Source organism: Sphingomonas sp. BL-S-25 (genome assembly GCF_055521555.1).
This window is the reverse complement of record NZ_CM145486.1, coordinates 1,417,922-1,432,238: the sequence shown is the minus strand read 5'-3', so window position 1 is coordinate 1,432,238 and position 14,317 is coordinate 1,417,922. Positions and strand designations below refer to the sequence as shown.

General features: G+C 68.2%; 13 protein-coding genes and 1 tRNA gene. 5 read left to right on the top strand and 9 right to left on the bottom strand.

Features of this window, described 5'->3' with window-relative positions:
• Positions 1–39: 39 nt before the first annotated feature.
• From ACZ1H8_RS07030 to ACZ1H8_RS07010, 5 genes are all read right to left on the bottom strand, one after another.
• Positions 40–789, bottom strand: a complete 750-nt coding sequence (locus ACZ1H8_RS07030) for a head GIN domain-containing protein (protein WP_465180628.1) — start codon at positions 787–789, stop codon at positions 40–42.
• Between the two features lie 103 nt (positions 790–892).
• Positions 893–1,426, bottom strand: a complete 534-nt coding sequence (locus tag ACZ1H8_RS07025; RefSeq protein ID WP_346244873.1) for a CarD family transcriptional regulator — start codon at positions 1,424–1,426, stop codon at positions 893–895.
• 262 nt (positions 1,427–1,688) lie between these two features.
• Positions 1,689–2,027, bottom strand: coding sequence for a ferredoxin FdxA (gene fdxA, locus ACZ1H8_RS07020; protein ID WP_465180627.1), 339 nt, complete (start codon positions 2,025–2,027; stop codon positions 1,689–1,691).
• Positions 2,028–2,095: 68 nt separating this feature from the next.
• Positions 2,096–2,425: a S4 domain-containing protein gene (locus ACZ1H8_RS07015; RefSeq protein ID WP_465180626.1), complete on the bottom strand. Its 330-nt coding sequence runs from the start codon at positions 2,423–2,425 to the stop codon at positions 2,096–2,098.
• Complete coding sequence (locus tag ACZ1H8_RS07010; protein WP_465180625.1) at positions 2,422–4,902, bottom strand: helicase-related protein; 2,481 nt, start codon at positions 4,900–4,902, stop codon at positions 2,422–2,424. The genes ACZ1H8_RS07015 and ACZ1H8_RS07010 overlap by 4 nt, the downstream gene beginning before the upstream one ends.
• 247 nt (positions 4,903–5,149) lie before the next feature.
• Here ACZ1H8_RS07010 and ACZ1H8_RS07005 point away from each other — a divergent pair, with 247 nt between their 5' ends.
• Together ACZ1H8_RS07005 and era are read left to right on the top strand one after the other, a co-directional pair.
• Positions 5,150–6,646, top strand: coding sequence for a peptidoglycan DD-metalloendopeptidase family protein (locus tag ACZ1H8_RS07005; RefSeq protein WP_465180624.1), 1,497 nt, complete (start codon positions 5,150–5,152; stop codon positions 6,644–6,646).
• Positions 6,647–6,822: 176 nt separating this feature from the next.
• Positions 6,823–7,743: a GTPase Era gene (gene era / locus ACZ1H8_RS07000; RefSeq protein ID WP_465180623.1), complete on the top strand. Its 921-nt coding sequence runs from the start codon at positions 6,823–6,825 to the stop codon at positions 7,741–7,743.
• A gap of 25 nt (positions 7,744–7,768) precedes the next feature.
• Here era and ACZ1H8_RS06995 read toward each other — a convergent pair whose 3' ends face one another.
• The gene (locus tag ACZ1H8_RS06995; RefSeq protein ID WP_465180622.1) at positions 7,769–8,467 is read right to left on the bottom strand and encodes an NAD-dependent deacylase; all 699 of its coding nucleotides are present in this window, start codon (positions 8,465–8,467) and stop codon (positions 7,769–7,771) included.
• Positions 8,468–8,568: 101 nt separating this feature from the next.
• Between ACZ1H8_RS06995 and dapB the strand changes: the two genes are divergently transcribed.
• The 3 genes from dapB to ACZ1H8_RS06980 all read left to right on the top strand — a co-directional run bounded on the left by dapB (position 8,569) and on the right by ACZ1H8_RS06980 (position 10,131).
• The gene (dapB, locus tag ACZ1H8_RS06990; protein WP_465180621.1) at positions 8,569–9,300 is read left to right on the top strand and encodes a 4-hydroxy-tetrahydrodipicolinate reductase; all 732 of its coding nucleotides are present in this window, start codon (positions 8,569–8,571) and stop codon (positions 9,298–9,300) included.
• 10 nt (positions 9,301–9,310) lie between these two features.
• The gene (nth, locus tag ACZ1H8_RS06985) at positions 9,311–9,994 is read left to right on the top strand and encodes an endonuclease III (protein WP_465180620.1); all 684 of its coding nucleotides are present in this window, start codon (positions 9,311–9,313) and stop codon (positions 9,992–9,994) included.
• A gap of 60 nt (positions 9,995–10,054) precedes the next feature.
• Positions 10,055–10,131: transfer RNA gene (locus ACZ1H8_RS06980), tRNA-Arg, on the top strand.
• Between the two features lie 45 nt (positions 10,132–10,176).
• Here ACZ1H8_RS06980 and ACZ1H8_RS06975 read toward each other — a convergent pair.
• The 3 genes from ACZ1H8_RS06975 to ACZ1H8_RS06965 are packed head-to-tail and all read right to left on the bottom strand — an operon-like array spanning position 10,177 to position 14,286.
• Entirely contained in the window at positions 10,177–11,565 is a 1,389-nt protein-coding gene (locus tag ACZ1H8_RS06975) for a TolC family protein (RefSeq protein ID WP_465180619.1), read from the bottom strand.
• Positions 11,562–12,620, bottom strand: a complete 1,059-nt coding sequence (locus ACZ1H8_RS06970) for an HlyD family secretion protein (protein WP_465180618.1) — start codon at positions 12,618–12,620, stop codon at positions 11,562–11,564. The genes ACZ1H8_RS06975 and ACZ1H8_RS06970 overlap by 4 nt, the downstream gene beginning before the upstream one ends.
• Positions 12,604–14,286: an ABC transporter transmembrane domain-containing protein gene (locus ACZ1H8_RS06965; protein WP_465180617.1), complete on the bottom strand. Its 1,683-nt coding sequence runs from the start codon at positions 14,284–14,286 to the stop codon at positions 12,604–12,606. Before ACZ1H8_RS06965 ends, ACZ1H8_RS06970 begins: the two co-directional genes overlap by 17 nt.
• Between the last annotated feature and the right edge of the window lie 31 nt (positions 14,287–14,317).

Below are 14,317 nucleotides of genomic sequence, written 5' to 3'. Positions count from 1 at the left end.
CGCCAGCGTCGCACCGCCCCCATGCTTAGGCAAGCGCGATCAGCTGCAACGCGCCTCGCCCGGGCCGGTCGCATTGACCCGGCACTTCGCACCGCCGGTCAGGATCACGTCGCCGGGACCCATGATCGAAACCTCGGCGTCGCCCTTCACGACCGCATGCACCGTGCCGGTGCCCATGACCCCGATCTTGGCGCCGCTGGCGGTCAGGCCGCGGCCGTCGAAATCTCCCGCACCGGTGATGTCGACGTCCAGCCGGCTGGCACTGCCTGACACCTTGATATCACCCGCACCCGTCATGTCGAATCCGGCCGATCCGGCGGCCAGCGTGCCGATCGTCAGATCGCCCGCGCCGGTCAGGTCGGCTTTGAAATCGCCTTCCCCCTTGTCGGCGGTCAGGTTGCCGGAACCGGTCAGGCTGACGCTGGTGAGCCTGGGTAGCGTCACATGCACCGTCACCTTGCCGGTCGAGCTGTTCCACCCCATCCCCTCGCGCTTGCGTCCCACATTCAGCGTGCCGCCGCGCACGGTGATTTCCAGCTTATCGAGCGCCTTCGCATCACCCTCGGCTCGGACCGAGAAGGCTGCGCCGTGGGTTACGACCACATCGTCGGGACCGAGCAGATCGACGCCGGCGAAATCCTTCGCGGCAAAGGTCCGGCTGGTCCCGCTGCCCGTGCCCGGAATCGCATCGGCGGACGCGCCATTGCCGGTGAGTCCGTTGGCATTGCAGGCCGACAGCGGGAGCGCGGCAAGCGACAGGAGCAGGATGCGCATCGGGAAGATCTCCATCGTGTGTTGTGAGGATAATACACTCGTTGCACCTCAAAGAAAAGGGGCGGCAGGTTTCCCCGCCGCCCCCTTGTCGATCCGATCCGTGGGACCGGGTCCGGCGTCAGGCCGGGACCTTGTCCTTGTTGTGGATCGCCGCGGCCTTGCGCAGGATGTCGAGCAGCTTCTCGAGCGCGGCCGGTTCGTCGGTCTCTTCCATCGCGGCCAGTTCGCGGGCGAGGCGGCTTGCGGCAGCCTCGAAGATCTGGCGCTCGGAATAGCTCTGTTCCGGCTGGTCGTCGGCGCGGAACAGGTCGCGGACCACTTCGGCGATCGACACCAGGTCGCCCGAATTGATCTTCGCCTCATATTCCTGCGCACGGCGCGACCACATGGTGCGCTTGACCTTGGGCTTCCCCTTCAGCGTTTCCAGCGCCTCGCGCAGCGTCTTGTCGCTGGACAGCTTGCGCATGCCCACGCTCTCGGCCTTGTTGGTCGGAACGCGGAGCGTCATCTTTTCTTTTTCGAAGCGCAGGACATACAGCTCGAGCTGCATCCCCGCGATTTCCTGCTTCTGGAGCTCGATCACACGGCCCACGCCGTGCTTGGGGTAAACGACATAATCGCCGACATCGAAGGACAGCGCCTTGGCAGCCATATTGCGTACAGCCTTTCCGTGAATTAACAGCCCCGATAGAGCCAGGAAGAACCCAGGCGCGTGGCGCGCGGACGGGATGCGAATCGGGGCATGATCTGTGCGTACTCCGGGCGGAGGCTTCAACGGCCTCCGTCAGGGTTGGATTTAACACGTTTGCAATAAAATTACCAGCGTTACGGCGCTAACACGCGCAGAAATCTGCGCATGTGCGTAACGAACCGGGTCATTTCGGGGCGGGCAACGCAACCGATTGCCCGCAATCTCAGCCGCCGGTGCCGGGCTCCGCCGAGAAGAACTTCTCGAACTTGCCCTCGACGCCCTTCATCTCGTCGGCGTCGGCAGGCACGTCGGTCTTCTGGGTGATGTTGGGCCAGGTCTCCGAATAGACCCGGTTGAGCTCGAGCCACTTCTCCAGGCCGTTCTCGGTATCGGGCAGGATCGCCTCGGCCGGGCATTCCGGCTCGCACACGCCGCAGTCGATGCACTCGCTGGGGTTGATGACGAGCATATTCTCGCCCTCGTAGAAACAGTCGACCGGACACACCTCGACGCAGTCCATATACTTGCAGCGGATGCAGGCATCGGTGACGACGTAGGTCATGGAAATCGGCCCCTATTCAACCAGGCAGGTGTTCGAACGGCCCCTGCTATGCCTGCGTCCGGGGCGCGTCAATCAATTGGACCTTCATGCGAGCCGTTCTCAGCTTTAGCGTCGCTCCCGGGATCGCCGCCGCCGACCACTAGCGGCTGGTAGCAGGCACGCCCCTCTGCCGGCGGACCGCGCCGCGTCGGCAGCGCCTCGATCCGCACGACCTGCACCCGGCCCTGATGCGTCAGGAAGGCGAGCACATCGCCGACCCGCACCGGCACATGCGCGCGTTCGATGCGCCGGCCGTTGACCCGGAAATGCCCGCCCTCGGCCAGCGCCTGGGCATAGGTGCGCGAGGCGGAGAGGCGCGACCACCACAGGAACCGGTCCAGTCGCATCGCCTCGCTCATTTGCCGAACTCCAGATCCGCGAGCGCCGCAAAGGCGTTATCGCGCGGCGGTGCCTTGGGTTTCGCCTGGGGGACCAGTCCCTGCCACATCCATCGCGGCGGCTGCCCCTCGGCGCCCCGCGCGCTGCGGAAGCCGAGCTGCGCCATCAGCCGCGACAGCGTCTCTGCCTGGACCCCCATCGACGTCGCCAGCGCCGGATCGGGCGCGAACGGCTCGCGCCCCTTGCGCGCCTCATGCGCAGCCCGGGCGATGCGTTCGACCAGGTCGACGCGCACCGCCTGCGCGCCCAGCGGGCGATAGCCATGTTCCAGCGTCGCGCCGGTCGCGGCGCGCGGCAGCACGGTGGCGCCCGGCTTCGGCCCGTCGCCCAAACCCATCAGCCGGCGGCGCCACGCCGCCGCGGCCGGCTTGAGCAGCGCCGGCGCGAACAGGTCGAGCGTGCCGATGACGATCCCCATCCGGCGCAGCGCGTGGCGCGCCGCCGGGTCGAGCGCATCGACCATTGCTCCGGCGGCGCGGCGCGGCAGCAGCCCGCCCGCCTCGATCAGCACGCCGGCGATCGCGCGCAGCGGTGCGCCCGCCGCCGGATCGCGCGTCGCCGCATCCAGCTTCGCCAGCACCGGCAGATGCTGCGCCAGCCGGTCGGCGAACCAGCGATCGAGCCGCACCTGCACCGCCTGGCGGGCGGGCGCATCCAGCACGTCGAGCGCCCGGTCGAGCGCGATCCTGGGCCGGGCGAGCGTCGCCCCGGGTCCGACCCGCGCCACCAGCGTGCCGCCCCACAGGACCGACATGTCGTCGTCCAGCGACAGCGCCCCGTCTTCGGCGGCGATCAGTGCAGCGCCGCGCTTGCGATACTCGCCCGCCAGCCGCTTCTCCGCCGCCGCCAGCAGCATTCGCTTGTCCGCCGCGCGCGCGGACGGATCGACGCTGAAGCGGAAACCCTCGAGCGTGCCCAGGCTATGCTCCTCGACGGTCACCTCGCCCTCGGGGCCGATCGTCACCGGCAGGTTCGACGCGTCGGCGCCGATCTGGCGCAGCAGCACCGTCGTCCGCTTGTCGACGAACCGCTGCGTCAGGCTGGCGTGCAGCGCATCGGATAGTTTCTCCTCGATCGCGCCGGTCCGCTCGGCCCAATGCGCCGGGTTCTCGAGCCAGTCGGCGCGGTGCGCGATATAGGCCCAGCTCCGCGCCGCTGCGATCCGCCCGGCGATCGTCTCGACATCGCCCGCCATATTGTCGAGCCGTGCAATCTCGTCGGCGAACCATTGGTGCGGCAAATGGCCATTACCCTCGCTCAGATGGCCGAACACCCGACCGACGAAGCGGGCATGGGGATCGGGACCCAGCTTGCGGAAATCGGGCAGGCCGCACGCCGCCCAGAGCCGCGCGACCATCCGCGGCGAGCGCACGCGGTCGCGCACCCAGCGCTCGCCGGCCAGCCGCTTGAGCACCGCGAGGTCGACCGCCTCGGGTGCCGCGCGCAGGACCGGCGAGTCCGGCTTGCGCTCCAGGCTGCCGATCAGCGCCTCCAGCGTCGACAGGTCGGGCTCGCCGTCGCGCCAGTACAGTTTTTCCAGCGGCGGCACCCGGTGCCCCTCAATCGCCAGGATCTCTTCCGGCGTGAACGCCTCCGGCCCCTGTTCGTGCAGCGCGCCGAACGTCCCGTCGCGCTGGTGCCGTCCGGCGCGGCCCGCGATCTGCGCCATTTCCGCCACCGTCAGCCGGCGCTGGCGCCGCCCGTCGAACTTGTGGAGCGAGGCGAAGGCGACATGGGCGACGTCCATGTTCAGCCCCATGCCGATCGCATCGGTCGCGACCAGATAGTCGACCTCGCCCGCCTGGAACATCGCCACCTGGGCGTTGCGCGTGCGCGGCGACAGCGCGCCCATCACCACCGCCGCCCCGCCGCGCAGCCGGCGCAGCGCCTCCGCCACCGCATAGACTTCCTCGGCCGAGAAGGCGACGATCGCCGACCGGCGCGGCAGGCGCGACAATTTCTTCGCCCCGCCATAGCTCAAGGTGGAGAAGCGCGGCCTACCGACGATCTCGGCATCAGAAACCAGCGCCTTGATCATCGGACGCAGCGAATCCGATCCCAGGATCATCGTCTCCTCGCGGCCGCGCGCGCGCAGCAGCCGGTCGGTGAAGACATGGCCGCGCTCGGGATCGGCGCCGATCTGCGCCTCGTCCAGCGCGACGAACGCGACCTCGCGATCGACCGGCATGCTTTCCGCGGTGCACAGGAACCAGCGCGCCTTGGGCGGCAGGATCTTTTCCTCGCCGGTCAGCAACGCGACCTCGGCCGGGCCCTTCATCCGCACGACCCGGTCATAGACCTCGCGGGCGAGCAGCCGCAGCGGAAAGCCGATCATGCCGCTGGCATGGCCGGCCATCCGCTCGACTGCCAGATGAGTCTTACCGGTATTGGTCGGGCCCAGCACCGCCGTGATCGAAGAACGCGCGAACCGATTCATGTCTCAGGCGAATGTCGTTCCAAGCTGGACCTTGTGCAACACCCTGGAGCAGGAAAGGTGCCGAACGCGCCCAACCGGTTGAAGATACTGGCGAATGCAACCCTTCACCGGCGACCCGGCACGGCTCGCCGCAGCAATGGGGCCGGAACGGCCGATCAATTTGACTTTAACCATTCGCCTTCACACTGATCGCACCGATGCCGGGGTGGCGGCAGGACCGACGACAGGATTTTGGGGGCGGCGCACCTTGTATCTGCGCAATGATCATGGATGGGCCGATTCCGGCGGCCCTGCCGGCGCAGCGCAGGCGGCGTCCGGGGCGGTATCGACTGCGCTCGTGCGCCGGTCGCGGCTGGCCGAGCGGATCGCGGATCTCGACCTGACCCCCGATCTGGGCGCCGATATCGGCACCGCCACCTGGTTCCGCGGCGCCGCGACCTGTATCGGCCTGTGCGCGCTCGCCTATCTCGTGTCGCCGGGCTTCGAGAATCCGATCTACGGCCATGTTCCCGCAGCCCTTCAGGGCGAGGAATGGCAGGCCGCCCGCGCGCAGGGGATCAAGCCGCTGTCGCAGGGCGCCGGTACCGGCCACCACATGGCGGCGACCGCCATGGTCGCGCCGCTTAGCGACACGCCCGAACGCCCGCTGATCAACGTCACTGCCAAGCTCGCTTCGGGCGGCACGCTGATGGGCGCGCTGAAGCGGGCCGGGGTAGGCGGCGGTGATGCCGACCGCGTCATCGACCTGCTGGGCAATGCCATCACGCTGGGCGACATTCCCGCCGGCACCCCGCTCGACATCACGCTGGGCCGCCGTGCGACCCGCGCCGAGCCGCGCCCGCTCCAGCAAGTCGAGTTCCGCGCCCGCTTCGACCTCAGCGTCAAGGTCGTGCGAAACCAGGGACAGCTCTCGCTGGTCGAGGTTCCGATCCGCATCGACAACACCCCGCTGCGCGTCCAGGGCAGTTTCGGCCCCAGTCTCTATCGCTCCGCCCGCGCCGCCGGCGCCCCGGCCAAGGCGGTCGAGGCCTATATCCGCTCGATCAATTCGCGCGTGCCGGTCGGCCGGGTCGGATCGGGCTGCAAGTTCGACATCATCGTCGAACAGGCGCGCGCCGAAACCGGTGAGGTGCGGATGGGCAACATCCTCTATGCGGGTATCGGCAACTGCGCGAACAAGCTGCAGCTGGTGCGCATGACCGTCGACGGGCGCGACAGCTGGTTCGACGGATCGGGCCGGGGCGAGCGCACCGGCATGATGGCGATGCCGGCCGCAGGCCGCATCTCCTCGGGCTTCGGCATGCGCCGCCATCCGATCCTCGGCTATAGCCGGATGCACAAGGGCCTCGACGTCGCCGCGCCCTGGGGCGCCCCGGTCTATGCCGCGACCGACGGCGTGGTCCAGTTCGCCGGACGCAGCAGCGGCTATGGCAATTTCGTCAAGCTCGCCCATTCGGGCGGCTATGGCACCGGCTATGGCCATATGAGCCGCATCCTGGTCCGCTCCGGCCAGCGCGTGCGTAAGGGGCAGCAGATCGGCGCGGTCGGATCGACCGGTATGTCGACCGGCCCGCATCTCCATTACGAACTTTACCGGAACGGCGTCGCGGTGAACCCGCGCTCGGTCAGCTTCACCTCGCAGCAGCAGCTGGTCGGCCGCGACCTGTCCGACCTGCGCTCCCGTCTCGGTCGCCTGATGGCGGTGCCGCTGGCGAAGGCGGACAGCGACGACCCAGATAATTGAGCGGGTGCCTGGGTGACCCTTCAGAGCGGGTCAGCTGGCTAGCGCTTCGCATTCCTCGCGATAGGCCGCTCTGGATCACGCCGTTCGACAATCTCCCGTCAACCGGAGTAGGGAGCGGGTTTCCGCGGGCGATTCCCCGCGCTTCCGCCCGCCGGGCGCAACCAAGAGATATTGACGTGACCGATCCTGCCGCTTCCCCCGACATCCCCCAGCGTTGCGGTCTCGTCGCCGTCCTCGGCGCGCCGAATGCGGGCAAGTCCACCCTGGTCAATGCGCTGGTCGGCCAGAAGGTCGCGATCGTCAGCCCCAAGGCGCAGACGACGCGCGCGCGCCTGATGGGGATTGCGATCGAGGGCGAGACGCAGCTGCTGCTGGTCGACACGCCCGGCATCTTCGATCCCGAGCGCAGGCTGGACCGGGCGATGGTCGCCGCCGCGTGGGAAGGGACCGACGGCGCCGATGCGATTGCGCTGGTGGTCGATGCCAAGGGCGGGATCGGCTCCAAGGTGCGGCAGGTGATCGAGAGCCTGAAGGGCAGGCCCGAGCCGCTGATCCTGATCCTCAACAAGGTCGACATCGCCGACAAGCCCAAGCTGTTGGGCCATGCCGCGAAGCTCAATGAAACGCTGTCGTTCACCGAGACCTTCTTCGTCAGCGCGACCACCGGCGACGGGGTGGCGGAGCTGAAGGCCGCGCTGTCGGCGCGGATGCCCGAGGGGCCCTGGCATTTCCCCGAGGACCAGGTGAGCGACGCGACCGATCGAATGATCGCCGCCGAGGTGACCCGCGAGCAGCTCTATCTCCAGCTCCATGCCGAGCTGCCCTATGCCTCGGCGGTCGAGACCGAGAAATATTCGGAGCGCGAGGACGGGTCGGTCGAGATCCACCAGCAGATCTTGGTCGCCCGCGCGACGCAGCGCGCGATCGTGCTGGGCAAGGGCGGCGCCCGGATCAAGGAAATCGGTGCGCGGGCGCGCAAGGAATTGTCGCAGATCATGGGGGTGCCGGTGCACCTCTATCTGCACGTCAAGGTGCGGCCCGGCTGGGAAGACGACCGCTCGCTGTATCGCGAGATCGGGCTGGAATGGGTCGAGTGATCCGCCGGCGCTGACCCCCGGAGGGTCAGCGCAGCAGCGACTCCACCCATTGCGGAACGAGCTCGCCCGCCGGGCCCCGCCGACTATCGTCGAACATCGAGCTGCCCTCGGACGGATCCAGATTCATCTCCAGCGTGTCGATCCCCATCCGGCGCGCGGAATGGACGAACCCTGCTGCCGGATAGACGGCGCCCGAGGTTCCGATCGATGCGAACAGGTCGGCCGCGCCGAGGGCGCGTTCGATGACGTGCATCGCATAGGGCATCTCGCCGAAGAACACGATGTCGGGCCGCAGTCGCGGCGCACCGCATGTGGCGCAGACGCTGCCCGGCGGAAGCGGTCCTTCCCAGCGCTGCCGCTTGCCGCAGGCGACGCACAGCGCAGAGTTCAGCTCGCCGTGCATATGCAGCAGCCGCTTCGACCCCGCGCGCTCGTGCAGGTCGTCGACATTCTGCGTCACCAGCAGCAGTTCGCCGTCCCATTCGGAATCGAGCCGCGCGAGCGCGCGGTGCGCGGCATTGGGCTCGACCTCGGCCAGCCTAGCGCGGCGCTCGTCATAGAAACGGTGCACCAGCACCGGATCGCGCGCCAGCGCCTGCGGCGTGCAGACGTCCTCGACGCGCTGGCCCTCCCAAAGACCACCCGGGCCGCGGAAGGTGGCGACGCCGGACTCGGCGGAGATGCCGGCACCGGTGAGGACGACGATGTTGCGCGGGGTGGACATGCCGCGATCCTTATCCTGTCCCATACTGCGCAGCGAGGCTTTCCGCATCCAGCGGAGAAAACCGCTATTCTAGATGCCCGCTTCGTGCGAACAGCGCAGGCATGACGATCAGTATCGGTATCTATGGCAGCCTGGGCCGGATGGGCCAGGCGATCGCTTCGGTGGCTCCGTCGCTCGGCGCTCGGATCGCGGGCGGGGCGGACATGATGGACGATCCGGGCGATATCGCGCGCAAGGCCGATGTGCTGGTCGACTTCTCCGCCGCCGCGGCGATCGAGCCGCATCTGGCCGCTGCGCGTGCTGCGCGCACGCCGATCGTGATCGGGACGACCGGCCTGTCGCAGCGCCAGCATGCGCTGATCGACGATGCTGCGCGCGACATCGCCGTGCTGCAGACCGGCAATACCTCGCTGGGCGTCGGGCTGCTCGCGCGGCTGGTGCGCGAGGCAGCGGCGCGGCTGGGCGAGAGCTGGGATATCGAGATCGTCGAGGCGCATCACCGCAACAAGGTCGACGCCCCGTCGGGCACCGCACAGATGCTGGGCGCGGCTGCGGCCGAAGGGTTGGGGACGACGCTGGCCGAGGCGGGCGTGGTCGACCGTGCCGGCACGGTCGGCGCCCGGGCCGGCGGGACGATCGGTCTGGCCAGCGTGCGCGGCGGGGCCATCATCGGCGACCACACCGTGATCTTCGCGGGCGACGGCGAACGGATCGAGCTGACCCACCGCGCCGATGATCGCGCGATCTTCGCGCGCGGCGCGGTTCAGGCTGCCTTGTGGCTCGCGGGCCAGCCGGCCGGGCGCTATTCGATGGACCAGGTGCTGAGCGTCTGAGCCGCCGCGCATGAACAAGGCGCAGGTCTTCGACTTCTTCCAGCGGCTGGCCGAGGCGAATCCGCATCCCGAGACCGAGCTCGAATCGGGCAATGCCTACCAGCTGCTGGTGGCGGTCGTGCTGTCCGCGCAGGCAACCGACGCCGGCGTCAACAAGGCGACGCGCAGGCTGTTCCAGCAGGTGCGCACGCCCGAGGAGATGGTCGCCCTGGGCGAGGACGGGCTGAAGCAGCACATCAAGACGATCGGCCTGTTCAACACCAAGGCGAAGAACGTGATCGCGCTGTCCGAGGCGCTGATCGCCGAGCATGACAGCCAGGTGCCCGACGACCGCGAGGCGCTGGAGAAGCTGCCGGGGGTTGGGCGCAAGACAGCGAATGTGGTGCTGAACGTCTCGTTCGGGCGTGAGACCTTCGCGGTCGACACGCATATCTTCCGCGTCGGCAACCGCACCGGACTGGCGCGCGGCAAGACGCCGCTGGCGGTCGAGCTGAAGCTGGAAAAGGCGGTGCCCCAGCCGTTCCGCCTGCACGCGCACCACTGGCTGATCCTGCACGGTCGTTATGTCTGCAAGGCACGCACGCCCGAATGCTGGCGCTGCATCGTCGCCGATCTGTGCGCGTTCAAGCCGAAGACGCCGCCGCCCAAGGGAAAGGCGGCGCCCGCAATTCCGGCGCAGCCCGAGGGCGATTGAAATAGCGATGAACTCGGGGCTGGCGCAGTCGGCTTCGCTTTGCTAGGCGCTCTCCTCCACGCACCCATAGCTCAGCTGGATAGAGCGCTGCCCTCCGAAGGCAGAGGCCAGAGGTTCGAATCCTCTTGGGTGCGCCATCATTCCAACCCCTGCAGCCCGAGCCGCGCGTGCCGCTCGCAGGTTCAGAGACCCAGCTGATCGCGATCGACCGTAGCGGCGACGAGTTCTGCTCGCGCGACCGATCGGCGATATTCGGCATCGAGCTGGCGCAGGCGGGCATCGGCGGCGCTCTCCTCGCGCAGGTTGACGACGAGGAAGTCGCTGGCGCCAAGCTGGAAGCGGCGGCGCTCGGCGGTGGCCATCCGGTCCGCCAGATCGGTTTCGTCCACCGCGAGCGCGACCAGACGGTCTGCCGCCGTCGCCTGGATCGACAGGCCGTTCACTTCTACCAGGATCTGGTCCTCGATCATCTTGCGTCGGAAGCGAAGCCCATCGGCTTCCGCCGCTGCCTCGGCCAGCTTGCCGCGCGCGGCGCGGCGCTCGAGCGGGATCGAGAAGCGCAGGCCGACAATGCCTTCAGCCGGCGTGCGGGAAGAGTCCCCCAGGCCGACCGGGCCCAGATCCTTCGCCGCCTCGGCGCGGAAGTCGAGGCGCGGGCGCATCTCGTTCTCGGCCAGCATCCGCTTCACCTCGACCTGGTCGAGGCGGACGAGGATGGCCTCCAGGTCGGGCCGCTCGATTCGACCGGCCAGGTCGGGACCGAGGGCAGGGAGGCGAAGTTCGGGAAAAGCGGCAGGCAGACGCTCGGCGGAGGCGACGACCCGCTCGCCCGTTCCGTCGCGCAGATAGAAGGACAGCGCATTTGCGGCGGCGGCGAACTCCTGCTCGGCGCGCACGAGCAGCGTCTGGCGGCGGACGATGTTCTGGCGATTTTCGGTACCCAGAATCTGCGGTCGAGCGCCAAGCTCGATCTGGCGCTCGATCGAGGCCTGCCGCTCGGTCGCAAGCGACAGGAGGTCGCGATAGACGCGGACACGCATGCCCGCGAGCACCCAGGACTGATAGGCATCGATCGCCCGCCGCTGCACCCCGATCGCGACCATCTCGCGATCGAGCCGCGCGAGCTGGATATCGCCGCCGGCCAGACCGAGCCGGCCGCGCCGTTCGTCGATCAGCCGGTCGCGGATCAGCGAGAAGACCGCGCCGACCTTCACCTCGCCGAGGCGGTTGGTGAAGGCCTTGTCCTCATAGACCGGAAATTCGCCGCGCGAGATGCGATAGCCGCCATAGAAATAGCCGCCATTGTCGGTGAGCGGCCGGGTCGCGCGGCCTTCGACGACGGTGCCGTCATAATAGCCGGCGAGCCGCGACTGCGCCTCGCCCTCGAACAGGATATCGAAAGCGCCTTGCGCCGACAGGCGGCGGCCATCAGCCTGGCGTTCGCGGGTGATCGCCTCGAGGATCGCCGGCGCATGGGTGGCCGATGATCGGAGGACCTCGTCCAGGGTCAGCGGCTGCGCCGTGGCGGGAGCAGCGAGCATCAGGCCGAGGATAGCGAGCAGGCGGATCATTTCTTCACCTTGGCAACGGGTTCGGGCTGGGGCCCCTTGGCGTCGTCAGCGGGGCGGCGGAACTCGAGCGGGAAGTCGTTGAGCTGACGCCATAATTCATAGCCGACGCTTACCGTTTCCATCTGGATCCACCCGCGCACCTTGGCGCCAAGACGGACATAGTCGGCGCTCGGCCAAGTGGGCTTGCCGGGCATCGGTTCGACCAGCACCCGGAACAGTCCGGTGGCTTGGGCGGAGGGATCGATCGACCGGACGCGGCCGTCGAACATGCCGTGGGCGACCGACGGCCAGCCGCTGAATTGCACCGCGGGCCATCCCTCGAACGCGAGGCGGACGGGGCGCCCCGGTCGGACGACCGCGATGTCGCGACCATCGATCATCAGTTCGACGACGCGTACCGGCGCCTCGGGCGCAAGCGTCGCGAGCCGGTCGCCTGCGGCAACGAGGGTCGCGCCGGCCGCCGCGTTGATCGACTGGATGCGGCCGTCACGCGGCGCGGTAACGGTCTGTGCCGACTGACGGTTGAGCGCCACGTCGACGCGGCTGAGTTTCGCGCGCGCCTCTGCCAGCTTGGCACGGTGGTCCGCGACCTTGATCTGCGACGCTTCGTAATCGCGCCGCGCGGCGAGCCCTTCGGCCAGCAACTGCCCCGACCGCCCGACATCGATCTGCGCGACGGCCAGCGCTTGCTGCGCGGCGGCGATCTCGGCCTGAACCTGCGCGCGTTCGGCGGCCAGTCGGGCAAGCAGATTGGGGTCATTGTCAACGATGCGGGCGATCGGATCCCCGCGGCGTACCCGGTCACCATCGCGCACATACCAGTGTTCGACGCGGCCCGGCACCAATGCCGTTACGTCCTGTACCCGGTCCTCCGGATCCAGTGCGACGACCTGTCCCGTACCCGCAGAGGTCTGGACCCAGGGCACGAACAACAGGACCGCGGCGATGATACCGACGCCGAACGCCATCAGCCAGGCAATGACGCGCGTCGTGCGCGGCGGGCGGATGCTCGCCAGCGTGGGAAAATGGACGATATGATCAGGCTGAAAGGGCAAGCGAGCCTCCTTCGCTGGCGAGGCGGAGTACTTCTCTCTCGTCTTCGCACCGGCGCTGTTCCTGCGCGCCGAGCCAGAGCGTTGCGTCTCGCGTCAGTCCCTGCGGCCGTCGCGTGAACTGGAGCACGGTCGTCGCACCGCGCAGCTGCGCCAGCACCGCGTCGACACGCTCGGTCGGCAACAGGTCGTAGAGCGGGGAGAGCACGAGCAGCTTCGGTCGGGCCAGAAGCGCTGCCGCGAGTTTGAGAGCCATCAGCTCGCCCACCGACAGGGGCCATCCCGAGGTCGAGATGACAGTATCCAGACCGTCCGGGAGCCCGGCCAGGCGTTCGGCGAGACCCACGGTTTCGAGCGCCTGAACCATGCGCGCCGCATCGCCCGACGCGGCGAGCGTCAGATAGTCGCGAATCGACATTTCGACGAAACTCGGGCGGTCCAGCACCATCACTTCGGCTCGCAGACGATAGGTATCGAACCCCCCGATGTCGCGGCCGCCCACCACCACCAGGCCCTGCGCGGCGGTCTGGTGGCGCTTGAGCAGCATCGACAATGCGCGGTCCGCGCCGGGCGCCGCGACGACGAGCAACTGCTCGCCGGCCGCGACCTCGAAATCGAAGCGGTGACCGTCATGCTCCACGCGAGCGAGCCGGATCGCGCCGTCCGCGGGGCCTTCGCCTTCGGTCTTGCTGCGTTCCTGCGGCACCTCCCAGAACAGCGAAAGCTCCTCCAGGCTGGCCGCCAGATCGTAAAGTGATTCAAGATAGGGACCGAACTGGGCAATGCCGTAGAACACCCCGGAGAGGATCAGTTCGGCGGCGACAAGCTGACCGATCGACAACTGGCCCTGGATGATGAGCCAGCCGCCCAGTGCCAGAAGCGCAGCGCTGGCCGTCGCATATACCAGCAGCAAGGCGAGCGTCTGGGCGAAGGTGTAGCGGAAATGGCGGCGATGCGCCGCGACATAGCTGGCCGTGACCGCCTCCGACCGGTCCATCGCGAAATTCAGATGCCGGCTGGATTTGTAGAATCCGTTCGAGCCGCCGACGCTTTCGAGCCAGTGCGCGGCGGCATGCTTGGCGTGGCTTTTGACGACCGCACTGCGGATCGCGCCCGACGCCCAGAGCTGCCAGATCAGCACGAGCGCCAGCGCGAGCACGACGTTGAAGGCGAGGAAGAACGGATGGTAGAAACTGGTGACGACCAGTCCGACCACGCCCTGAAGCACGATCGTGAAGCCGCCGATCAACAGGCTTGGCAGCGCCTTCTGAACCGTCATCAGGTCGAAATAGCGATTGAACAGGTCGCCGCGCCGGGCGTCGGCGAAGAACGGATTTTGCGCGTGAACGGCGCGGATCGTGATCTCGGCCGTGATGCGCGCGAAGAAGCGTCGTTCGAACAGCGCAAGCAGGTGCACGCGGAAAGCAGCCAGAATGCCGGCCAGCAGCAACAGCAGGAACAGCAGCGCCGCCAGCGTGAACAGCGGCGTCGGCAGCGCCGTGTTGGCAACCGAGTTGATCAGCAACTGAACCGAGATCGGCGTCGCGAGTGTCAGCAACGAAATAGCGATGCCGTAGATCACCGCCAGCCGCACGAACGCCGCGTCGGGCGCCAGTACAAGCCCGATCCATCCCATGAAGGCCCGGATGCCCGGGCGCTGAACCGCCATCGCCTATCTCCCTGATCGGGCGCTATCTGCG